Source organism: Lutibacter aestuarii (assembly GCF_042676885.1).
Lineage (GTDB): Bacteria > Bacteroidota > Bacteroidia > Flavobacteriales > Flavobacteriaceae > Lutibacter > Lutibacter aestuarii.
The window spans coordinates 334,961-358,832 of sequence record NZ_JBHTIC010000002.1; the positions used below are offsets into that span (position 1 = coordinate 334,961).

General features: G+C 31.3%; 22 protein-coding genes. 19 read left to right on the forward strand and 3 right to left on the reverse strand.

The window, feature by feature from the left end; all coding sequences use genetic code 11:
- The first annotated feature begins 517 nt into the window (after nt 1-517).
- From ilvD to argH, 14 genes are all read left to right on the forward strand, one after another.
- A complete protein-coding gene (gene ilvD / locus ACFQZW_RS01475; RefSeq protein ID WP_298263637.1) occupies nt 518-2,200 on the forward strand; it encodes a dihydroxy-acid dehydratase in 1,683 nt (560 codons plus the stop codon).
- Between the two features lie 4 nt (nt 2,201-2,204).
- Nucleotides 2,205-3,938: a biosynthetic-type acetolactate synthase large subunit gene (gene ilvB / locus ACFQZW_RS01480; protein WP_386781340.1), complete on the forward strand. Its 1,734-nt coding sequence runs from the start codon at nt 2,205-2,207 to the stop codon at nt 3,936-3,938.
- Between the two features lie 2 nt (nt 3,939-3,940).
- Nucleotides 3,941-4,462, forward strand: coding sequence for an acetolactate synthase small subunit (ilvN, locus tag ACFQZW_RS01485; protein WP_298287231.1), 522 nt, complete (start codon nt 3,941-3,943; stop codon nt 4,460-4,462).
- A gap of 21 nt (nt 4,463-4,483) precedes the next feature.
- On the forward strand, nt 4,484-5,956 hold the full coding sequence (ilvC, locus tag ACFQZW_RS01490; RefSeq protein ID WP_386781341.1) for a ketol-acid reductoisomerase: 1,473 nt from the start codon (nt 4,484-4,486) through the stop codon (nt 5,954-5,956).
- Nucleotides 5,957-5,979: 23 nt separating this feature from the next.
- On the forward strand, nt 5,980-7,242 hold the full coding sequence (gene ilvA / locus ACFQZW_RS01495) for a threonine ammonia-lyase IlvA (RefSeq protein ID WP_298263632.1): 1,263 nt from the start codon (nt 5,980-5,982) through the stop codon (nt 7,240-7,242).
- A 422-nt stretch (nt 7,243-7,664) separates the two neighbouring features.
- Nucleotides 7,665-8,282, forward strand: coding sequence for a GNAT family N-acetyltransferase (locus ACFQZW_RS01500; RefSeq protein ID WP_298263630.1), 618 nt, complete (start codon nt 7,665-7,667; stop codon nt 8,280-8,282).
- 1 nt (nt 8,283) lies between these two features.
- Nucleotides 8,284-9,471, forward strand: coding sequence for an argininosuccinate synthase (gene argG, locus ACFQZW_RS01505; protein WP_386781342.1), 1,188 nt, complete (start codon nt 8,284-8,286; stop codon nt 9,469-9,471).
- Entirely contained in the window at nt 9,468-10,445 is a 978-nt protein-coding gene (argC, locus tag ACFQZW_RS01510) for an N-acetyl-gamma-glutamyl-phosphate reductase (protein ID WP_298263627.1), read from the forward strand. The genes argG and argC overlap by 4 nt, the downstream gene beginning before the upstream one ends.
- Nucleotides 10,446-10,455: 10 nt before the next feature.
- Complete coding sequence (proC, locus tag ACFQZW_RS01515; protein ID WP_298263626.1) at nt 10,456-11,244, forward strand: pyrroline-5-carboxylate reductase; 789 nt, start codon at nt 10,456-10,458, stop codon at nt 11,242-11,244.
- 10 nt (nt 11,245-11,254) lie between these two features.
- Nucleotides 11,255-12,385: an aspartate aminotransferase family protein gene (locus ACFQZW_RS01520; protein ID WP_386781343.1), complete on the forward strand. Its 1,131-nt coding sequence runs from the start codon at nt 11,255-11,257 to the stop codon at nt 12,383-12,385.
- On the forward strand, nt 12,378-13,319 hold the full coding sequence (locus ACFQZW_RS01525) for an N-acetylornithine carbamoyltransferase (RefSeq protein ID WP_386781344.1): 942 nt from the start codon (nt 12,378-12,380) through the stop codon (nt 13,317-13,319). Before ACFQZW_RS01520 ends, ACFQZW_RS01525 begins: the two co-directional genes overlap by 8 nt.
- Before the next feature lies 1 nt (nt 13,320).
- Nucleotides 13,321-14,106: an acetylglutamate kinase gene (gene argB / locus ACFQZW_RS01530; protein ID WP_372801266.1), complete on the forward strand. Its 786-nt coding sequence runs from the start codon at nt 13,321-13,323 to the stop codon at nt 14,104-14,106.
- Nucleotides 14,106-15,164 (forward strand): M20 family metallo-hydrolase, encoded by a 1,059-nt coding sequence (locus ACFQZW_RS01535; RefSeq protein WP_386781345.1) that lies wholly within the window; start codon nt 14,106-14,108, stop codon nt 15,162-15,164. The genes argB and ACFQZW_RS01535 overlap by 1 nt, the downstream gene beginning before the upstream one ends.
- Before the next feature lie 12 nt (nt 15,165-15,176).
- A complete protein-coding gene (gene argH, locus ACFQZW_RS01540) occupies nt 15,177-16,454 on the forward strand; it encodes an argininosuccinate lyase (protein ID WP_298263620.1) in 1,278 nt (425 codons plus the stop codon).
- Here the strand turns inward: argH and ACFQZW_RS01545 are convergent.
- From ACFQZW_RS01545 to ACFQZW_RS01555, 3 genes are read right to left on the reverse strand one after another with little or no spacing between them, the layout of a single operon-like run.
- The gene (locus ACFQZW_RS01545) at nt 16,451-17,137 is read right to left on the reverse strand and encodes an RluA family pseudouridine synthase (protein ID WP_298263619.1); all 687 of its coding nucleotides are present in this window, start codon (nt 17,135-17,137) and stop codon (nt 16,451-16,453) included. The genes argH and ACFQZW_RS01545 overlap by 4 nt on opposite strands.
- A gap of 1 nt (nt 17,138) precedes the next feature.
- Nucleotides 17,139-17,750 (reverse strand): ribosome biogenesis GTP-binding protein YihA/YsxC, encoded by a 612-nt coding sequence (gene yihA, locus ACFQZW_RS01550; RefSeq protein ID WP_298263618.1) that lies wholly within the window; start codon nt 17,748-17,750, stop codon nt 17,139-17,141.
- A 2-nt stretch (nt 17,751-17,752) separates the two neighbouring features.
- Nucleotides 17,753-18,517, reverse strand: a complete 765-nt coding sequence (locus ACFQZW_RS01555) for an alpha/beta fold hydrolase (RefSeq protein WP_298263617.1) — start codon at nt 18,515-18,517, stop codon at nt 17,753-17,755.
- 208 nt (nt 18,518-18,725) lie between these two features.
- On the opposite strand from ACFQZW_RS01555, the gene ACFQZW_RS01560 reads away from it, so the two are divergent.
- The 5 genes from ACFQZW_RS01560 to ACFQZW_RS01580 are packed head-to-tail and all read left to right on the forward strand — an operon-like array spanning nt 18,726 to nt 23,872.
- Nucleotides 18,726-19,199, forward strand: coding sequence for a division/cell wall cluster transcriptional repressor MraZ (locus ACFQZW_RS01560; RefSeq protein ID WP_372801261.1), 474 nt, complete (start codon nt 18,726-18,728; stop codon nt 19,197-19,199).
- Nucleotides 19,186-20,082: a 16S rRNA (cytosine(1402)-N(4))-methyltransferase RsmH gene (gene rsmH, locus ACFQZW_RS01565; RefSeq protein WP_386781346.1), complete on the forward strand. Its 897-nt coding sequence runs from the start codon at nt 19,186-19,188 to the stop codon at nt 20,080-20,082. The genes ACFQZW_RS01560 and rsmH overlap by 14 nt, the downstream gene beginning before the upstream one ends.
- A complete protein-coding gene (locus tag ACFQZW_RS01570) occupies nt 20,082-20,408 on the forward strand; it encodes an FtsL-like putative cell division protein (RefSeq protein WP_298287250.1) in 327 nt (108 codons plus the stop codon). The genes rsmH and ACFQZW_RS01570 overlap by 1 nt, the downstream gene beginning before the upstream one ends.
- 8 nt (nt 20,409-20,416) lie before the next feature.
- Nucleotides 20,417-22,408: a penicillin-binding protein gene (locus ACFQZW_RS01575; protein ID WP_386781347.1), complete on the forward strand. Its 1,992-nt coding sequence runs from the start codon at nt 20,417-20,419 to the stop codon at nt 22,406-22,408.
- Complete coding sequence (locus ACFQZW_RS01580) at nt 22,409-23,872, forward strand: UDP-N-acetylmuramoyl-L-alanyl-D-glutamate--2,6-diaminopimelate ligase (protein ID WP_386781348.1); 1,464 nt, start codon at nt 22,409-22,411, stop codon at nt 23,870-23,872.

Genomic DNA, 23,872 nt, shown 5'->3' on the forward strand with positions numbered 1-23,872 from the left:
ATATTTTTTTTATAAAATAAAAATTACATATTTGCATCAATAAAATGAAACAAGTCATTATCAATATCATTTCTATGTCAATTTCTGTGATTATTCCACAGAAACGTTAGGATTGTTATTGTAGTTAATAAAATTATAAAACCTTCCTAACTTTTTAGGAAGGTTTTTTTTAAGTTTAGTTTATGAATAAAAAAGGAACAAGCATTATTATTTTAATTCAAGTCATTATTATTTGTTTAATAAGTTGATGCATGTTGTTAATAAATAAAATTAAAACCTGTATCATTAAACGATGCAGGTTTTTTTTATTCTATAATCATTGTAAAATAAATTACGTTAACTATCAGTAAAACAATAGGGTATGTGTAATTATGAGTAAATGACTATTGTAAATTTTTTAAAAGAAAAATGAATATAAAAATTACCTAAATTAAATTTGCTGCTTATTACAGAATAGATAGTAAAAATTAGGTTGTTTTTAGAATAATTTAATAAAATATAAAAAAGAATAAAATTAATGCAATTAAATAAGTACAGTAAAAGAGTTACACAAGATCCTACACAGCCAGCAGCACAAGCTATGCTGTATGGTGTTGGTTTGACTGATGCAGATATGAAAAAGCCTCAAATTGGAATTGCAAGTACTGGATATGATGGAAATCCTTGCAATATGCATTTGAATGGTTTGGCTAGTAAAATTAAGGAAGAGGTTAATAAAAATAATGAAGTTGGTCTAGTTTTTAATACGATAGGAGTAAGTGATGGAATTTCTATGGGTACCTCTGGAATGAATTATTCATTACCATCAAGAGATATTATAGCCGACTCTATAGAAGTAGTCATGAATGCACAAAGCTATGATGGTTTGGTAACTGTAGTAGGCTGTGATAAAAATATGCCAGGAGCTATTATGGCAATGCTTCGTTTAAACAGGCCATCATTAATGGTTTATGGTGGCACCATAGCTTCTGGAAATTATAAAGGAAAAAAGTTAAATATAGTTTCGGCATTTGAAGCTTTGGGTCAAAAAATAGCGGGAAATATTTCAGAAGAAGAATATAAAGAAATAATTAAAAATGCCATACCAGGGGCAGGAGCCTGTGGTGGAATGTATACAGCAAATACCATGGCTTCATCTATTGAGGCCTTAGGGTTTGCATTACCTTACAACTCATCAATTCCTGCTGAAAATCCCTATAAAGAAAATGAAAGTGCTCGTATAGCTACTGCCATTAAAAATTTATTAGAAAAAGATATCAAACCACTAGATATTATCACTAAAAAATCTTTAGAAAATGCTGTAGCGCTAGTAAATGCTTTAGGTGGATCAACCAATGCAGTACTACATTATTTAGCGATAGCTCATGCTGCTGGAATTGAGTTTACTTTAGAAGATTTTCAAAGAGTGAGTGATAGAACTCCTTTAATTGCTGACCTAAAACCTAGTGGAGAATATTTAATGGAAGATGTGCATGGGGTTGGCGGAACTCCAGCAGTTATGAAATATTTATTGGATCAAGGTTATTTGCATGGAGACTGTCTAACTGTTACAGGAAAAACTTTGGCCGAAAACTTAGCAGATGTTGAACCACTATCTTTTGAAGAAGATCAACAAGTAATTCATTCAACAGAAAATGCTCTTAAACCTTCAGGAAATTTGCAAATTTTATTTGGAAATCTAGCAATTGAAGGTGCCGTTGCAAAAATTAGCGGTAAAGAAGGTAATTTATTTGAAGGAAAAGCAGTTGTTTTTGATAGTGAGGATGAGGCTAATACTGGAATAGGGGCTGGAAAAGTTTCAAAAGGAGATGTTGTTGTAATTAGGTATGTAGGACCAAAAGGTGGACCTGGAATGCCTGAGATGTTAAAACCTACTTCTATGATTATGGGAGCAGGATTAGGTAAGTCTGTTGCCTTAATTACAGATGGACGATTTTCAGGAGGGACTCATGGGTTTGTAGTAGGGCATATTACTCCTGAAGCACAATCTGGTGGGAATATTGCATTGATTAAAGATGGAGATGTTATTGTAATTGATGCAACAAGTAAAACAATAAACGTAAAATTAACTGAAGCAGAATTAATAGAAAGAAAAGCTAATTGGAATGCTCCAGAATTAAAACATAAAAAAGGAATACTATATAAATATGCTAAAACCGTTTCTTCAGCTTCAGAAGGTTGTGTAACGGATAAATTTTAAACCTATGGAAACATTAAAAAAAGAAGTTCAAGAACAAAAAACTTCAAAATCAAAAAAAGTTACAGGAGCTGAAGCTGTTATTAAATGTTTGTTGGAAGAAGGAGTAGATTTAGTTTACGGTTATCCAGGAGGGGCAATTATGCCTGTTTATGATGAATTGTATAAATATCAAGATAAACTTCATCATGTATTAACTCGTCATGAACAAGGTGCAACGCATGCGGCACAAGGATTTGCTCGTGTTACAGGTAAACCAGGAATTGTGTTTGCAACCTCTGGACCTGGTGCAACTAATTTAGTAACTGGAATAGCAGATGCTCAAATAGACTCTACACCTATGGTTTGTATTACAGGACAGGTAGCTTCACATCTATTAGGTTCCGATGCTTTTCAAGAAACAGATATTGTAGGAATATCCACTCCAGTTACTAAATGGAATTACCAAATTACTAAAGCTAGTGAAATTCCTGAAATTATAGCAAAAGCATTTTACATAGCAAAATCAGGTAGACCAGGTCCAGTTTTAGTTGATATTACGAAAGATGCACAATTTGGAGAATTGGAATTTTCATATAAAAAATGTGAAAAAATAAGAAGTTACAAGGCCGTTCCATCTATGGAACTACCTAAAGTAAAAGAAGCTGCAGAATTAATTAATGCTGCAAAAAAACCATTTATAGTTTGGGGGCAAGGAGTTATTATTGGTGAAGCGGAACAAGAATTTAAAAATTTTATAGAAAAAACAGGAATCCCTTCAGCTTCTACAGTGTTAGGTCTTTCAGCTTTAGAAACAAAACATCCATTAAATGTTGGAATGGTTGGAATGCATGGAAATTATGCACCAAATGTGTTAACTAACGAATGTGATGTATTAATTGCTATTGGAATGCGTTTTGATGATCGTGTTACAGGTAATTTAAATACTTATGCAAAACAAGCAAAAGTGATACACTTTGAAATTGATCCAGCCGAAGTAGATAAAAATGTGAAAACAGATGTGGCTGTTTTAGGGAATGTGAAAGAGACTCTGTCTAAAATTATGGAATATGTAAATAGCTCTAGCCATACGGAGTGGCTTGGAGAATTTCATAAATTGTATCAAAAGGAATGCGAAGTAGTCATAAATGATCAGTTAACTCCAACTAAAGTAGGGTTAACTATGGGAGAAGTTTTAGGACAAATTAATAAAGAAACCAATGGTGATGCTGTCATTGTTTCTGATGTTGGACAACATCAAATGTTTGCTTGTCGTTATGCCGATTTTATTAAAACAAGAAGTAATGTAACTTCTGGAGGATTGGGAACCATGGGGTTTGCATTACCAGCTGCAATTGGCGCAAAAATGGGTGTGCCAAATAGAGAAGTAATAGCAATAATTGGAGATGGAGGTTACCAAATGACCATTCAAGAATTAGGTACAATTCTTCAAACAGAAGCAGCAGTTAAAATAGTAGTTTTAAATAATAGTTTTTTAGGAATGGTTCGTCAATGGCAAGAGTTGTTTTTTGACAAACGTTATGCATCAACAGTAATGAAAAATCCAGACTTCGTGAAAATTGCTGAAGGTTACGGTATTGAAGCCAATAGAGTTTCTGATCGAAAAGAGTTGGCGGGAGCAATTGAAACCATGATTGCCTCAAAAAGCTCTTATTTTTTAGAAGTAGTAATTGAAAAGGAAGATAATGTTTTTCCAATGATACCAACAGGAGCAAGTGTTTCAGATATAAGATTAAGTTAATTATGGAAGAAAATCAAAAATTTACAGTTTCGGTATATACTGAAAACAATATAGGAATATTAAATAGGCTTTCGGCCATCTTTTTAAAACGTCATATCAATATTGAAAGTATGACAGTTTCAAGGTCAGAAATTGACCATGTACACAGATTTACGTTTGTTGTTATTGTTACAAAAGCACAAATAAGTAAAGTGGTTGGTCAGCTTGAAAAACAAATAGAAGTAATTAGGGCTTTTTATCATACAGAAGATGAAATTATTTATCATGAAACCGCCTTATTTAAAATTTCATCAGAACATTTATATAACGAAAAAATTCAAGATAAGTTAAAATTTAGAAGAGCGCATATCATAGCAATTACAGAGCGTTATTTTGTAATTGAAGCCTCAGGGTTAAAAGAAGATATTGACAATATGTACGAAAAGCTACGACCTTTTGGCTTGTTGCAATTTGTACGCTCGGGTCGAATAGCAATTACACGACCTAAAATGGCAATTTCAGAATTATTACAAGAAATTAATTAAAAGAATAAACAAAAATAAAAAATGGTAAATTATTTTAATACACTTTCATTAAGAGATAAATTAGATCAATTAGGAAGATGTAGATTTATGGAATCATCTGAGTTTAGTGAAGGTGTTACCGCTTTAAAAGGAAAAAAAATAGTAATTGTGGGATGCGGAGCACAAGGTTTAAACCAAGGTCTAAACATGAGAGATTCAGGTTTAGATATTTCATATGCACTACGATCGCAAGCAATTTCTGAAAAACGTCCTTCCTACCAAAATGCAATACAAAATAACTTTAAGGTAGGAACGTATGAAGAGCTAATTCCAACAGCAGATTTAGTATTGAATTTAACACCTGATAAACAACATACAAACGTTGTAAATACAGTAATGCCTTTAATGAAAAAAGGAGCTACTTTATCTTACTCGCACGGATTTAATATTGTTGAAGAAGGAATGCAAATTCGCAATGATATTACTGTAATTATGGTTGCTCCAAAATGCCCTGGCTCAGAAGTTAGAGAAGAGTATAAAAGAGGCTTTGGAGTACCAACGCTGATTGCTGTTCACCCTGAAAATGACCCTGAAGGGAAAGGTTGGGATTATGCAAAAGCTTATGCGGTAGCAACTGGAGGAGATAGAGCAGGTGTATTGGAATCTTCATTTGTGGCTGAGGTAAAATCAGATTTAATGGGAGAGCAAACCATTTTATGTGGATTATTACAAACAGGTTCAATTCTTTGTTTTGATAAAATGTTGGATGAAGGTGTTGATGCGGGGTATGCTTCAAAATTAATTCAGTATGGTTGGGAAACAATTACTGAGGCCTTAAAACATGGTGGAATTACGAATATGATGGATAGATTGTCTAATCCAGCTAAAATTGCTGCGTTTAAAGTTTCAGAAGAGTTAAAAGAGATCATGCGTCCATTATTTCAAAAACATATGGATGATATTATGAGCGGTTACTTTTCAAAAACAATGATGGAAGACTGGGCAAATGATGATGTAAATTTACTGAAATGGAGAGCTGAAACAGGAGAAACTGCTTTTGAAAAAACGGTGGCTTCTGAAGTTGAAATTTCAGAGCAAGAATATTTTGATAATGGAGTTCTTATGGTTGCTATGGTTAAAGCAGGGGTAGAATTAGCTTTTGAATCAATGACTGAATCAGGAATTATTGAAGAATCTGCTTATTATGAATCGTTGCATGAAACACCATTAATTGCAAATACAATTGCTCGTAAAAAGTTGTTTGAAATGAATAGAGTTATTTCAGATACAGCGGAATACGGATGTTATTTATTTGACCACGCTTGTAAGCCTTTAATTGCAGATTATGTTAAAAACGTATCAAGTAATTTAATTGGAAAACCTTTTAACGAAGGTTCAAATGGTGTAGATAATAAAGAGTTAATTGAAGTGAATGATGCTATTAGAAATCACCCTGTAGAAGAAATAGGAGAGTATCTAAGAGCTTCTATGACTGCAATGACCAAAATTGTTTAATTCTTTAAAGATAAAGCCTATTAATGAATACCTCTATAAAAAATAGCATTTCATTAGAAAAAATATACAAAGCACAACAAAATATCAAAGGAGTGGTTCAACATACTCCTTTGGTATTTATGAAAAATTTTTCTGAGCGTTACCAAGCCAATATTTATTTTAAAAGAGAAGACTTGCAAGTTGTACGTTCTTATAAAATTAGAGGTGCATATAATAAAATTCAAGGTTTATCTGAAAAAGAATTAAAAAATGGTATTGTATGCGCAAGTGCGGGAAACCATGCACAAGGAGTAGCATATGCTTGTCAAAAATTACAAGTTCACGGAACTATATTTATGCCAGTTACAACTCCTCATCAAAAAATTGATCAAGTAAAAATGTTTGGAGAATCTTTTGTAGATGTTCGTTTGTATGGTGATAGTTTTGATGATAGTCAAAAAGCAGCTTCGGAATTTTGTAAACAAAATTCGAGTACTTTTGTGCATCCTTTTGATGATTTAGATGTGATTGCAGGACAAGGGACAGTTGGATTAGAAATTTTAAATGATAGTAAAAATCCGATAGATTATGTGTTTATGCCTGTTGGAGGTGGTGGTTTAGCCTCAGGAGTATCTAATGTTTTTAAAGCATTAAGCCCATCTACTCAATTAATTGGAGTAGAACCAAAAGGAGCACCTTCATTAACAACATCAATCAAAAATGGAGTAAATACAACATTAGATGAAATTGATAAGTTTGTTGATGGGGCTGCCGTAAAAAGAATGGGAGACTTCACCTTTGGATTTTGTAAAGAACTGCTTACAGATACCTATACAATTTGTGAAGGACTTATTTGTTCTACCATATTAAAAGTGTACAATGAAAATGCTTTGGTGGTTGAACCTGCTGGAGCACTTTCCATAGCTGCTCTGGAAAACTATAAAGAACAAATTAAAGGGAAAACTGTAGTTTGTGTTGTTAGTGGAGGTAATAACGATATTACCAGAATGGAAGAAATGAAAGAACGAGCTTTATTTTATGAAGGATTAAAGCATTACTTTATTATAAAGTTTCCTCAAAGAGCAGGAGCTTTAAAAGAGTTTGTTGTGGAAGTTTTAGGTCCAAATGATGATATTGCCTATTTTGAATATACCAAAAAACATAATAGAGATAAAGGACCTGCAGTTGTTGGAATTGAATTGGATAAAAAAGAAGACTTTGAGCCTTTGGTAGCAAGAATGAGACAAAAAGGTTTTTTAGGAGAGTACTTAAATGAAAAGCCAGAACTTTTTCAATTTTTAATTTAATAAATAAAAACACTATTGAATTTTATTTTGTTAAAAATCGATAGTGTTTTAACGCTTTTTGTTAAAAATATAACAAAAAGCAATTTTGTAAGATATTTTTATGTAATATTGCCCCAATGAAAATGAACAATATAAATATAACTGTTACAATTCCCCGACGCTTACCGGGAATGTATCGCTGTGCGCGCTAATTCACTTCAATTAGATTATCAGTTTATTATTTTTCATTTATCACTATCATTTTGCAAACCACAATATACATACAAACAAACTTAAATCTGACAATAATTATTTTAGATATTATTGTTGTACGCTTTAGTTTAAGTCGCCGCCCCTTGTGGGCATAATTTCTTTTGAAAACGATGCGCTCGTTTTCCTTTTTTAAAGCATCAATAGTTAATTTTAATTTAAAATAGTAAACAATGAAAGTTGTTATAGCTGATCATTCGCATAGTAAATATGCTGAAATTATTTGTGAAACCATCAAAGAATCTGCCAAGGTTAGAGGTACTGGTATTGCAGAAAGAACACCCGAATATATTATCAAAAAGATAAATAATGGCAATGCAGTTATTGCAATTCATAATAATGAATTTGCAGGGTTTTGTTATATAGAAGTATGGGGTGATAACGAGTTTGTAGTAAACTCAGGTTTAATTGTACATCCAAATTTTAGAAATCAAGGTTTAGCCAAAAAAATAAAAACTAAAATTTTAGAATATTCTAAAGAAAAATTTCCTAAAGCAAAAATATTTGGAATAACCACAGGTTTAGCTGTAATGAAAATTAATTATGAGTTAGGTTATCAACCTGTAACTTTTTCAGAACTCACTTCTGATGAAGCTTTTTGGAATGGTTGTAAAACTTGTAATAATTATGATGTTTTAATGCGAACTAATAAAAAAATGTGCTTGTGTACAGGAATGTTGTACGATCCAAATCATGAAAAAAATATCAAACATCACGAGTACAATTCTAAAGTATTAAACAGATTAAAAAAAATTAAGCAATCATTATTGCTGAAAAAAAACAAGAAATAATATGGAAAAAGTAGTTGTAGCATACAGTGGAGGTTTAGACACTTCTTATTGCGTAAAATATTTACAACATGAACTAAATTTAGAAGTTCATAGCGTTTTAGTGAATACAGGAGGTTTTTCAGAAAACGAACTTAAGTTGGTTGAACAGAAAGCATATGATATGGGAGTAGCCTCTCATACTAATACCAATATTTTAGAAACTTACTATCAAAAAGCTATCAAGTATATGATTTTTGGTAATGTATTGAAAAACAATACCTATCCTTTATCAGTAAGTGCTGAAAGAGTTTTTCAAGCTATTGAAGTTGTAGAGTATGCTAAAAAAGTGGGGGCAAAATACATAGCGCATGGAAGTACTGGTGCTGGAAATGATCAGGTGCGTTTTGATATGATTTTTCAAACATTGGCTCCAGAAATTGAGATCATCACTCCAATTAGAGATTTAAAACTTTCAAGACAAGAAGAAATAGCGTACTTAAAAAAGCATGGAGTGGATTACCCTTGGTCTAAAGCAAAATATTCTATAAATAAAGGAATTTGGGGAACAAGTATTGGTGGTGTTGAAACCTTAACGTCTCATCAAGGTTTACCAGAAGAAGCGTATCCAAGTCAATTAGAAAAATCGAGTCCAACTAATATTAAACTACATTTTAAAAAAGGAGAATTAGTAGGGTTAAATGACGAACTAGATTCACCAGTGAACACCATTTTAAAATTAGAAGAAATTGCTTCAAAATATGCTATAGGAAGAGATATTCATGTGGGAGATACCATTGTAGGGATTAAAGGAAGAGTTGGCTTTGAAGCTGCAGCAGCAGTTGTAACAATTAAAGCACATCATTTATTAGAAAAGCATGTATTATCTAAATGGCAGCAAAATTTAAAGGAACAATTAGGAAGTTGGTATGGAATGTTGTTGCATGATGGACTGTATTTTGAGCCGGTGATGAGAAATATTGAAGCCTTTTTAGAAGATGCTCAAAAAACAGTAACAGGAGAAGTGTTTATCACGTTAAAACCCTATCATTTTAGTCTAAATGGTATTGAATCTAAACATGATTTAATGAAATCTAAATTTGGAGAATATGGTGAAACAAACAAAGCTTGGACCGCTGAAGAAGCCAAAGGTTTTATTAAAATATTAGGGACTTCAAATAAAATATATCACAGCGTAAATTCAGAATTATGATTAAAGTAGGAATTGTTGGAGGAGCAGGTTATACTGCAGGAGAATTAATTAGGTTGTTGGTAAATCACTCACAAGTTGAATTAGATTTTGTATTTAGTACTTCAAATGCAGGGAATTATATTTATGAAGTTCATCAAGATTTGTTAGGGGCTTTAGAATTAAAATTTACCCATAAAATTAATCCAGATGTTGATGTGCTGTTTTTGTGTTTGGGACATGGAAATTCAACCACTTTTTTAGAAAAAAATTCATTTTCTAAAAAGACTAAAATAATAGACTTAAGCAACGATTTTAGATTGAAAGAGGATTCCGCTTTTAAAGGATATAAATTTGTGTACGGATTACCTGAACTTCAAAAAAAAGTAATTCAAAAATCCAACTATATTGCAAATCCAGGTTGTTTTGCAACCGCAATTCAATTGGCTTTGCTACCTTTAGCGAAAGCTTCAAAAATAAATAGCTCAGTTCATATCAATGCAACAACTGGTTCAACTGGTGCTGGTGTTTCTCCAAGTAAAACAACACATTTTAGCTGGAGAGATAATAATTTCTCTGTTTATAAAGCATTTACACATCAACATTTAGGAGAAATTAATGAAACATTAAATTTGTTACAAAATAATTTTTCAGAAGACCTATTTTTTATTCCAAATAGAGGAAATTTTAGCAGAGGAATTTTTGCATCTGTTTATTTAACTTTTGAAGAAAGTATTGAACAGGCTTATGAATTATTTGAAACCTATTATAAAAATGAAGTTTTTACACATGTTTCAAAGCTTCCAATTCATTTAAAGCAAGTGGTCAATACCAATAATTGTTTTTTGCATTTAGAAAAACATGGAAATCAACTATTAATAACTTCTGTTATTGATAATTTATTAAAAGGAGCTTCGGGACAGGCAATTCAAAATATGAATTTAATGTTTGGCTTTCTAGAAGAGGAAGGGCTACAATTAAAGGCAACTTCATTTTAAATTAATATTTATGAAAATAGCTATTATAGGAGCAGGTAATTTAGGAATGTCAATTGCAAAAGGAATGCTAAATAGTGATTTAAAACTGGATTCTTTGTATTTGACAAAAAGAACTATTTCAGATTTAACAAATTGTAATTTTGGAACTAAGGTTAAAATTACTGCTAATAACAACAAGGCCATTCAAAATTCTGAAATTATAATTGTAGCGGTTCAACCAAAACAATTGAAACAAGTTTTGAGCGAAATAAAATGTGATTTACAATCAAAACACACTATTATTTCGGTTGTTACAGGTAGAAAAATTGAAGAAATTGAAAGCGTTTTAGGCAAAGAAATAGCTATTATTAGAAGTATGCCTAATACGGCAATTTCGGTTTCAGAATCTATGACATGTTTGTGCGCTAACCAAAAAGGTGAAGAAAAATTAACCAGTGCAACTACTATTTTTAATTCACTTGGTACTACCTTACAAATTGATGAAAAATTAATGCAAGCGGCCACTGTTATATGTGCAAGTGGTATTGCTTTTTGGATGCGTTTAATTAGAGCTACCACTCAAGGAGCAATACAGCTGGGTTTTGATGCAAAAGAAGCTCAAGAACTAGCCATGCAAACTTGCTTAGGAGCTTCAAGTTTATTGGTAAAATCTGGAAATCATCCAGAACAGGAAATAGATAAAGTTACTACACCAAGTGGCTGTACCATTGAAGGCTTAAATGAAATGGAGCATCAAGGTTTAAGCTCGTCTTTAATAAAAGGTTTAGTAACTTCTTTTGAAAAAATTAATCAAATTTAAACAATTTAAAATGAATTTATTTGAAGTATATCCATTATACAATGTTACTCCAATAAAAGCGAAAGGAGCAGTTGTTTGGGATGAAAATAATACACAATATTTAGATTTATATGGCGGACATGGAGTGATATCAATTGGTCATTCTCATCCAAATTATGTTGAAAAAATAACAACGCAACTGAATAATATTGGATTTTATTCCAATTCAATTCAAAATCCATTACAGGTAGAATTAGCTAAAAAGTTAGGTGTAATTTCTGGCTGTGAAAATTATAATTTGTTTTTGTGTAACTCAGGAGCTGAAGCTAATGAAAATGCTTTAAAAATGGCTTCTTTTATAACCAAAAAAAGCAGAATTATTTCCTTTAAAAATTCATTTCATGGAAGAACGTCGGCTGCGGTAGCTGTTACAGATAATTCAGCTATAAACGCACCAATAAATTTACAACAAAAAGTTACGTTTTTACCATTAAATGATGTTGAATTAGTTATTCATGAAATAGGTAAGAATGATGTGGCTGCTGTAATTATTGAAGGAATTCAAGGGGTTGGAGGTTTGGATGAAGGAACTACAGATTTTTTTCAGGAAGTTGAAAAAATATGTAATAAAAATGATGTAGTATTAATTCTAGATGAAGTACAGTCTGGTTATGGTAGAAGTGGAAAATTTTTCGCCTTTCAACATCATAAAATTAAGCCAGACATAATTACTATAGCCAAAGGCATGGGAAATGGCTTTCCAATAGGAGGGGTGTTAATTGCTGATAAATATAAAGCAACTTACGGAATGTTAGGAACCACTTTTGGAGGAAATCACTTGGCTTGTGCAGCTGGAATTTCAGTAGTAGATACTATAAAAAATGAATATTTAATGGAAAATGTAAATGAGATTTATAATTATTTTTTAGAACAAATCACTAAAATTCCTCAAGTTAAAAAAGTGAAAGGGAGGGGCTTAATGTTAGGTCTAGAATTTGATTTTGAAGTAGGCGAACTAAGAAAGCAATTAATTTTTAATAAACACATTTTTACCGGAGGTTCAAATAATAAAAAACTATTGAGAATTTTACCGCCATTATCTATTACTAAAACTCAAATTAATCAATTTATTAACGCCTTAAAAGAGTTGTTAAATGAATAATTTCACACATATAAGCGATATTGAAGACCTTCAAGTCGCCGTCAAAGAAGCTATTGATTTGAAACAGGATGAGTTGAAATTTAAGTCTCTTGGAAAAGGAAAAACAATTTGTTTGTTGTTTTTTAACAATAGTTTAAGAACACGCTTAAGTACTCAAAAAGCTGCTCAAAATTTAGGGTTAAATGTAATTGTTATGAATTTTGGAAGTGAAGGATGGCAATTAGAGTTTGAAGATGGAGTAGTGATGAATCAAGATAAATCTGAACATGTTAAAGAAGCTGCCAAAGTAATAGCTCAATATTGCAACATAATAGCTATTAGATCTTTTGCTGGCTTAACTAATAAAGAAGAAGATAAGGCAGAGCAGGTAATAAATAGTTTTAAAAAATACGCAGGAATTCCAGTAGTAAATATGGAAAGTGCTATAGGTCACCCTTTACAAGCATTGGCAGATGCCATTACAATGGAAGAATTTAAAACTAAACATAAACCTAAAGTGGTGCTTTCTTGGGCTCCACATCCAAAGGCTTTACCACATGCAGTTGCAAATTCATTTATAGAGATGATGCAGTTAAAAGAAGCTGAATTTGTAATTACACACCCCGTAGGGTATGAGTTAGATTCAGAAATTACAAAAAACTCTAAAATAGAATACAACCAAGAAAAAGCATTTGAGAAAGCAGATTTTGTTTATGTAAAAAACTGGAGTTCATTTAAAAATTATGGTAAAGTTGATAATATAGATGCTAGTTGGATGATTACTTCTGAAAAAATGAAGTTAACTAACAACGCAAAATTTATGCATTGTTTACCAGTTAGAAGAAATGTGATTGTTGCAGATGAGGTAATTGATTCTAAAAACTCAATTGTAATTCAGCAAGCTAACAATAGAACTTATGCAGCGCAAATTGTGTTGAAGAAAATTTTAGAATAAAATGGAAAAACAAAAATTACAAATTGTAAAAATTGGAGGAAATGTTATTAATGATGAACATGTTTTAAACTCTTTTTTAAAAAACTTTTCAACATTGAAAGAGCCTAAAATATTAGTCCATGGAGGTGGTAAAAGAGCTTCTGAAATTTCATCTGCAATGGGGCTAGTTTCAAAAATGGTGAATGGTAGAAGGGTTACTAACGCAGAAACTTTAGAAGTTGTAACAATGGTTTATGCAGGGTTATTAAATAAAAATATTACTGCAAAACTACAACAATTTAATTGTAATGCTATGGGTTTAACTGGGGCTGACGCTAATGTCATTATTGCTCATAAACGAGATATAAATGATGTTGATTATGGTTTTGTTGGAGATATTGATAAAATAAATCCAGAAATGATATCGCTATTGTTAGAAAATAAGATTACACCAGTTTTTTGTGCAATTACCCATAATAAAAAAGGTCAATTATTAAATACAAATGCAGATACCATAGCCGCTGAAATAGCAATTGGTATGAGTAAGTTATTTGAAACAGAAATAAATTATGTTTTTGAGTTGCAAGGTGTTTTAAAAAACATAGAAGATGAAAATTCAATAATTGAAAAAATAAATTTAAAAAAATATAAACAGTTAGTAGATGAAGGTATTATAGCAAATGGAATGTTGCCAAAGCTGCAAAATTGTTTTAATGCGTTAGAAAATGGAGTAGGAAAAGTAAAAATAGGAGACGCTTCATTAATAAATTCTACTACAACTAAATATACCACTTTAAGTTTAAAATAATGATACAACAACTAACAGATGGAGCAATAGAGTTGCTTCAAAAATTAATTTCTACCCAATCTTTTTCAGGTGAAGAAAATGAAACTGCATTATTAATTATGCAATATTTTTCGAATCATAATATTAAATTTGAAAGTGATAAACATAATGTTTGGGCAAAAAATAAATACTTTGATTTTTCTAAAAAAACCATTTTATTAAACTCACATCATGATACGGTAAAGCCTAATAAAGGTTATACTCGTAATCCTTTAAAAGCCGAAATAATAGATGGAAAATTATATGGTTTAGGAAGTAATGATGCTGGTGGTTGTTTAGTTTCATTGTTAGCTACGTTTACTTATTTTTATAATAAAACAGATTTGAAATATAATTTAGTGATAGTTGCATCTGCTGAAGAAGAAAATTCTGGACCAAATGGTTTAAATAGCATGCTTAGCATTATACCAGAAATTGACTTTGCAATTGTTGGAGAGCCAACTTTAATGAATTTGGCAATTGCAGAAAAAGGATTGATGGTTTTAAATTGCGAAGCAAAAGGAACGGCAGGCCATGCGGCTCATGGTATTGGTGATAATGCTATTTACAATGCTATAAATGATATTCATTGGTTTCAAAACTATGAATTTCCAAAAGAATCTGAAACTTTAGGTAAGGTTAAAATGACAGTTACTCAAATTGAAGCTGGTCATCAGCATAATGTAATCCCTGCAAGTTGTAAATATGTGGTGGATGTACGTGTAACAGATGCATATTCAAATCAGGAAGTATTTGATATCATTCAATCAAATGTAGCTTCAGAAGTTTGTCCTAGATCACTACGCTTAAATTCATCATCCATTCCTAAAAATCACCCTATTGTAAAAGCGGGGATTAAGCTTGGAAGACAAACTTATGGTTCACCAACATTGTCAGATCAAGCTGTGTTGAGTTGCCCTTCTTTAAAATTAGGGCCAGGGCAAAGTTTACGATCTCATACAGCAGATGAATTTATATACATCAATGAAATTGTAGAAGGGATACAATTGTATATTAAAATATTAGAAGAAATAATTTAAAAAATATTAAGGATGAAACTTTGGGACAAAGGATTTTCTACAGATAAAAAAATAGATTTGTTTACTGTGGGTAACGATAGAGAATTAGATTTAATTTTAGCAAAATATGATGTAATAGGAAATTTGGCACATGCTAAAATGTTACATAAAATAGGGTTGCTATCTACTACCGAAATTAATGGTTTAGAAATAGCTCTAAATTCAATTTTAAAAACAATTGAAGAAGGTAATTTTATTATAGAAGAATCTTTTGAAGATGTACATTCTAAAATTGAGTTTTTATTAACTGAAAAATTAGGTGATACTGGGAAAAAAATTCATACCGCACGTTCAAGAAACGATCAAGTTTTAGTAGATGTGCATTTGTATTTAAAAGATGCTTTAACAGAAATAAATACAGAAGTTGATGAATTATTTAATTTGCTAATAGCTTTAGCAAAACAGTATGAAAATGTATTATTGCCAGGTTATACACATTTGCAAGTAGCTATGCCGTCTTCATTTGGAATGTGGTTTTCAGCGTATGCAGAAACATTGATAGATGATATTTATTTTCTAAAAGCAGCGTATAAAGTTGCTGATCAAAATCCGTTAGGCTCAGCAGCTGGTTATGGAAGTTCTTTCCCAATTGATAGAGATGAAACTACCAAATTATTGAATTTTAATACTTTAAAATTTAATTCAGTTGCTGCTCAAATGGGAAGAGGTAAATTAGAAAAATCAGTTTCCTTTGCATTAAGTTCTGTAGCGAGTACTTTGGCAAAAATGAGTATGGATATTTGCTTATATATGAGTCAAAATTTCAATTTTATTTCTTTTCCTGATGAATTAACAACAGGCTCTAGTATTATGCCTCATAAAAAAAATCCAGATGTTTTTGAATTGATTAGAGGAAAATGTAATAAGCTTCAAGCATTGCCTTATGAGTTTACGTTAATTACTAATAATTTGCCAAGCGGTTATCATAGAGACTTACAATTGTTGAAAGAAGGGTTGATACCTTCATTTTCAACCTTAAAATCTTGTTTGGAAATGTTAACCTATTCTTTGCAAAATATTGTGGTAAATACCACAATTGTTGATGATGAGAAATACTTGTATTTGTTTAGTGTTGAAGAGGTGAACAAATTGGTTCAAAATGGAGCCCCATTTAGAGATGCTTATAAAATTGTAGGAAAGAATATTAATGAAGGTAATTTTTATCCAGATAAAACAGTAAATCATACTCATAAAGGTAGTATTGGTAATTTATGTTTAGATGAAATTGTGGCTAAGAAAAATAAAGTTTAATTACAAGCGTCCCAAATTACATCTTTTGGAGTGGGGGCAACAATAGAAATATTTTCTTTTGATACAGGATGAATAAATTCAATTTTACGAGCATGTAAATGAATACTTGCATCTTTATTGCTTCTGTTAAAACCATATTTTAAATCACCTTTAATAGGACTTCCTATAGAGGCTAATTGACAGCGAATTTGATGATGTCTGCCTGTTTCTAAATCAACTTCTAGTAAGTGATAATTAGTAAGTGATTTTAATACCTTGTAATGAAGAATTGCTTTTTTACTTCCCTCTATTTCAGATGAATAAGAGGTTGATTTGTTGTTTTTGGGATTCTTTTTTAAGTAGCTTGTTAAAGAGTCTTTAGAATTTTTTGGTTTGTTTTTTACAACTGCCCAATAGGTTTTATGCACCTCTTTATTACGTAGCATTTTATTAAAACGTTCTAAAGCTTTTGAAGTTCTGGCAAAAACTACAACGCCAGTTGTGGGTCTGTCTAACCTGTGTACAACTCCTAAAAAGACATTTCCTGGTTTGTTGTAATTTTTTTTAATGTACTCTTTAATAATATCGCTTAAAGGTTGGTCTCCAGTTTTATCTCCTTGTACAATATCACCAGATTGTTTGTTTACAATAATTAAGTGGTTGTCCTCAAAAAGAATCTGTAAATTTTTTATGGTTGAACCCATTTTATAAACCTTCTTCTAATCCTTGATTAATATTATCAATAAAGTTAAGTAGTTCATCTTTTCCGTTTGATGAAGTTGCCGAAGTAACAAAATATTGAGGCATTTCTTCCCAAATGGTCGTGGTCATTTTTTTTGTATAAACTTGAATATTTCTATTCAATTCAGAAAGTTTAAGTTTGTCAGATTTTGTGAAAATGATACAAAAAGGAATTTCATTTTCGCCTAAAAACTCCATAAATTCCAAATCAATTTTTTGAGGCTCATGTCTGCAATCTACTAAAACAAATGTGCAGATAAGTTGTTCTCTTTGTAAAAAGTAATTTTTTATAAAACTTTGAAAGTTTTTTTTAATGCTTTTAGAAACTTTGGCATAACCATAGCCAGGCAAATCAACTAAAAACCAATTGTTGTTAATTTTAAAGTGATTGATTAATTGAGTTTTCCCGGGTCTTCCAGATGTTTTTGCTAGTTTATTTTGACCTGTTAGCATATTTATAAGCGATGATTTTCCTACGTTAGATCTTCCAATAAAAGCGTATTCTGGCAGTCTTTCTTTAGGGCATTTTGCAACATCACTATTGCTAATTACAAAATTAGCGGATTTAATTTTCATTGCTAAAGGTTTCTATCATTTAACCAATTTTCAAGAATTCTATTAAATTCTTCAGGATGTTCCATCATTGGTGCATGACCACATTTATCTATCCAAAATAGATTGGCGTCGGGTAATAATTTTTCAAAATCCTTTGCAACTTCAGGGGGAGTAACACTGTCATTTTTACCCCAAATTATACAAGTAGGAATATTCATTTTTGGAAGGTCTTTAGCCATATTATGTCTAATAGCACTTTTAGCAATAGCTAAAGTTCTTATAACCTTACTTCTATCGTTTACAGATTCAAAAATTTCATCTACAACTTCTTTGGTTGCAACTTTAGGGTCGTAAAACACTTCTTCGGTTTTTACTTTAATATATTCGTAATTGCCTCTCTTAGGGTAAGTATCTCCCATAGATTTCTCATATAATCCTGAGCTTCCTGTTAAAACGAGAGCCTTTACATTGTCAATATTTAATTTGGTAAAGTATAATGCAATATGACCGCCAAGAGAATTTCCAATTAAAATTGCTTCATCCAAATTTTTAAATTTCATAAAATCTTTTAAAAATTTAGATAAGTTTTTAACATTGGTTTTTAAAAGTGGTAATGTATAAATTGGTAATTCAGGGATGATTACTCGATATCCTTTTTTTGAAAAATAATTTAGCACTCCACTAAAATTACTCAAACCTCCCATAAGGCCATGAAGAATAATAAGGGGTTGTCCTTCCCCAGCTTCTACATAACTATATTTACCTTCTTTGATAAGATTTTTGCTCATTAAATTTTAAGTTTTAAGCTATGACAAAGGTAGCTTTTTTTTCGAAAATACACTTTTTTTAAATAAAGGAGTGAATAAAATATTAATTGACTGTATTTCAAAAAACTAAGTAAATATCTGTTAGATATGTTAAAAGTTATCAACAAAGTGGGTAAAAGTGGAAAAATGTGGGAAAAAATTTATATTTTTGAATTATATCTCAAACAAAATGGTGAATCTAATTGGAACATATGAAGCTAAGGCGGATGCTAAGGGAAGGTTATTGCTTTCTGTTGCATTAAAGAAGCAGTTGGCTCCAATTTTACAAGAGGGTTTTGTTTTGAAACGTTCAGTTTTTCAGCCTTGTTTGGAAATGTACCCTATGTCTGAGTGGAACTTGATGATGGCGAAAGTTAATAAGTTAAATAGGTTTGTAAAAAAGAATAATGATTTTATTAGAAGGTTTACTGCAGGTGTAAAAGTTGTTGAGTTGGATAGCTCAGGAAGACTTTTAATACCAAAAGATTTACAAGCTTTTGCTGGAATTGAAAAAAATGTGGTGTTGGCTTCATCTGTTAATATAATTGAAATTTGGGATAAAGAGCACTATGAAAAAGCTATTGATGATGCAACAGTTGATTTTGCAGATTTAGCAGAAGAAGTTATGGGAAATGTAATAGATAGCGAAGATGAAATATCATAATCCAGTTTTATTAAAAGAAAGCGTAGATGGTTTAAATATTAAGCCTAATGGGATATATGTAGATGTTACATTTGGTGGAGGAGGTCATTCAAAAGAGATTTTGAGTAGGTTAAATGAGCGGGGTAAATTATTTGCTTTTGATCAAGATGAAGATGCGCAGCAAAATAGTATTAAGGATGATAGATTTACACTAATTCCTCAAAATTTTAGGTTTATAAAAAGGTATTTGAGGTTTTATGGAATAAAGAAAGTAGATGGAATTTTAGCTGATTTAGGAGTGTCTTCATATCAATTTGATGAAGCTCAAAGAGGTTTTTCTACGCGTTTTGATGCAGATTTGGATATGCGAATGAATCAAGGAGATGGTATTTCGGCATTTGAAGTTGTAAATAATTATGAGGAAGAAAAATTAAGTAATGTGCTTTTTCAATACGGAGAGTTACGAAATGCAAAAGCCATTGCTAAAAAAATTATTGAGGCACGTTCTGAAAAAAAGATTAAAACAAGTTTTGAGTTGAAAGAAGTTTTGAGTGAGTTTGTTCCCAAAAAAGTTGAACACAAGATTTTTGCTCAAATATTTCAAGGAATTAGAATCGAAGTAAATCAGGAAATAGAAGTTTTAAAAGAATTTTTAATGCAAGTGCCTGAATTGTTGAATGAAAATGGGCGTTTAAGTGTAATCTCATATCATTCATTGGAAGATAGATTGGTAAAGCGATTTATTAGAAATGGAATATTTGAAGGTGAGCCAGAAAAAGATTTTTTTGGAAATGTAAAAGTGCCATTAAAAAAAGTTGGTAAAATGATGGTTCCAACTAAGGCTGAAATTAAAGAAAATAATAGAGCTCGTAGTGCTAAATTAAGAATTGCAACACTTTTTTAATGTCGATAGTAAAAAATAAAATATACGGTTTATTAAAAGGAAACTTCTTAATAAGTAAAGATTCCTTAAAAAATTGGCGATTTATTTTGTTTTTAGTTGGTTTAATGATGCTAATGATTGCAAGTGCACATAGTTCTGATAAAAAGGTAATGGAAATTGCTGAACTCAATAAAAAAATAAAAGAATTAAGAGCAGAATTTGTTGATACTCGTTCAATTTCAATGAAGCTGAAGTTAGAATCGGCAATTAAAAATAAAGTATTGGATCAGGGTTTAAAGCCAAGTGAAAATCCACCGCAAGTTATTAAAGTTGTTTCAAAAAAATAAAGTTAACATTGGCAGTTACCAAAAAAGGCATATTAAACAAATTATACATTGTGTTTGTATTTGTTACTATTTTACTGGTAGCTGTTGTGGTGCGTTTAACAAACATACAATTTGCAGATGGTGATAAATATATAAGTTTATCTGAACAATTAACATTAAGAAACGATACAATTTTTGCCAATAGAGGAAATGTTTTTTCTGCAGATGGAAGTTTGTTAGCTACATCAATGCCGCAATATGAAATTAGAATGGATGCTTTTACAGTTAAAAGTGAGGATTTTGAAAAAAATATAAGGGCTTTATCTATGGAGTTATCTAAAATGTTGGGAGGAACAGCATCAAAATGGGAGACCCAAATTAGAAAGGCTAGAAAGAACAAAAATAGATACTTGTTTATAGCTCGTAAATTAGGTTATACGGATTATATGAAGATTAAAAGTTTTCCAATTTTTAATTTAGGAATGTATAAAGGAGGTTTTATTGCTGAGCAATCAACAGTAAGAGCGCATCCATTAGGAAAAGTAGCAGAAAGAACCATAGGATACGATGATTATAGAGGGGGTCCAGGAATTGAAGGTGCATTTAGACGCTATTTAAAAGGAAGACATGGATGGAGAATGAAGCAAAAAATTGCTAAAGGACAATGGAAACCTATTAATGATAATAATGAAAAAGAACCAGTAGATGGTAAAGATATAGTAACTACCATAGATGTAAACATACAAGATATCGCTCATCACTCTTTATTGAAACAATTGGAGTATTACAGTGCAGATCACGGTTGCGTGGTAGTTATGGAAACTAAAACTGGAGAAATAAAAGCAATTTCAAATTTAGGAAGAAATTCAGAAGGGAAATACTATGAAAGATTAAATTATGCGGTTGGAGAATCTCATGAGCCTGGTTCAGCTTTTAAATTAATGGCAATGGTTGTTGCCTTAGAATCTGGTAAGATTGATACAAGTACAGTGGTTGATACAGGGAATGGAAGATATAAAATGTATGGAAGGTATATCAATGATTCTAAAAGAGGGGGGTATGGAAAAATATCTGCCGCTAGAGCTTTAGAAGTTTCTTCAAACATTGCCTTTGCAAGACTGATAGAGGAAAATTTTGGGAAGAAACCGGATGAATTCATCGATGCTTTAAAAGAGATGAATGTTGATAAGCGTCTAGGATTGCCTTTAAAAGGAGAAGGAGTTCCATTAATTCCTAGTCCTGGACATAAGTTATGGAGTAAAAATGCTTTGCCGTCAATTGCGTACGGTTATAATTTAAAATTAACACCATTACAAACATTAACTTTTTACAATGCAATTGCAAATAATGGTGAGATGGTGAAGCCAAAATTTGTGAAAGAAATTCGTTCTTGGGATCAACATGTGGAGTCTTTCGGGAAAGAAATCATTAATCCAGCAGTATGCTCAAAAGAAACTGTTAAAAAAATTCAAGAAGTACTGAAAAATGTTGTGGAAAAAGGAACAGGTAGAAAACTATATGCTGAAAATTTTTCTATGGCAGGTAAAACAGGAACTGCAAGAACGGAATATGGAAATTATCAAGAGTGGGTAAAAGATAAAAAATACGTGTCTTCTTTTGCAGGATATTTTCCTGCTGAAGATCCCAAATATTCTTGCATTGTGGTAATTCATAAACCAAAAGTTCAAACTGGGTATTATGGAGCAGATGTGTCAGGACCTGTATTTAAAGATATCGCACAAAAAATTTATACATCAAACTATATTATTAATGAAGTTGATAAGAGAATGCCAAATTTTAAAAGTGTTCAAAATAGCTTTAACACCTATTATACTATTTCAAACAAGGAATATAATTCGATCCCAAATGTCAAAGGAATGGCGGGTATGGACGCCATTTCTTTGCTTGAAAATTTAGGATTGAAAGTTAACTTTTATGGAACAGGTAAAGTTGTTGAACAATCTATAAATGAAGGAGAAAAAATAATTAAAGGTGCAACCATTAAAATAAAATTAACTTAATTGAAGCTAATTAAAGACATATTATATAAAGTTACTATCACTGCTATACATGGAGCTACAAATAAAAACGTGGTAAGTATAGATTTTGATTCTAGAAAAGTACAGCAAGGGAGTTTATTTGTTGCTCAAAAAGGGTTGGTTTTTGACGGTCATAAATTTATTGGTCAGGCAATAGAATCTGGAGCAATAGCAATTGTATGCCAACAATTACCAACTACGTTAGTTGAAGGAGTTACTTATGTGGAAGTTGAAGATTCAGATAGTGCTTTGGCTGTGATAGCTTCAAATTTTTATGAAAACCCTTCGGCAAAATTAAAACTCATTGGAATCACTGGAACTAATGGGAAAACTACAATAGCAACTTTACTGTACAAGTTATTTCAAAAAGCTGGTTTTAAGGCAGGTTTATTATCTACAGTTAAAATTTTAATTGATCAAAAAGAACATCAAGCAACTCATACAACTCCTAATTCGTTACTTATTAACAACTATTTAAATGAAATGGTTAATGCAGGTGTAGAGTATTGCTTTATGGAAGTTAGTTCTCATGGTATTCATCAAAAAAGAACCAAAGGTTTGCATTTTGAAGGGGGGGTATTTACCAACTTAACGCACGATCATTTAGATTATCATAAAACGTTTAAAGAATATAGAGATGTAAAAAAATCATTTTTTGATTCTTTACCAAAATCAGCTTTCGCACTTGTGAATAGCGATGATAAAAATGGACTGTTGATGCTTCAAAATACCAATGCTGAAAAATATACGTATGCCTTAAAAACTATGGCAGATTTTAAAGCTAAAATATTAGAAAATCAATTTACAGGTCTATTGCTAAATATAGATGGAGATGAAGTGTGGACAAGGCTAATTGGAAGTTTTAATGCCTACAATTTATTGGCAGTTTATGGAGTGGCAAAACTGTTAAAACTCCATAAAACAGAAGTGCTTACTTATTTAAGCGAATTAGAAAGTGTAACTGGGCGTTTTCAATATTTTATTTCCAAAGAGGGCATAACTGCAGTAGTTGATTATGCGCATACACCAGATGCTTTAAAAAATGTTCTAGAAACAATAAATGATATAAGAACAGGGAACGAACAAGTGATTACCGTTGTGGGATGCGGTGGAGACCGAGATAAAGCTAAACGCCCTATTATGGGGCGTCTAGCATCTCAATTAAGTACGCAGGTAATTTTTACATCAGACAATCCGAGGACAGAAAATCCGCAAATTATTATAAATGAAATTGAAACAGGTGTAGAACCTCAAAACTATAAAAAAACCATTTCAATTTTAGATAGAGAGCAGGCAATTAAAACGGCAACAAAATTAGCAAAAAGTGGAGACATCATTTTAATTGCTGGTAAAGGGCACGAAACGTATCAGGAAATTAATGGAGTTCGATCTCATTTTGACGATTTTGAGAAAATATCACAAATATTAAATGCCATAGAAAGTTAA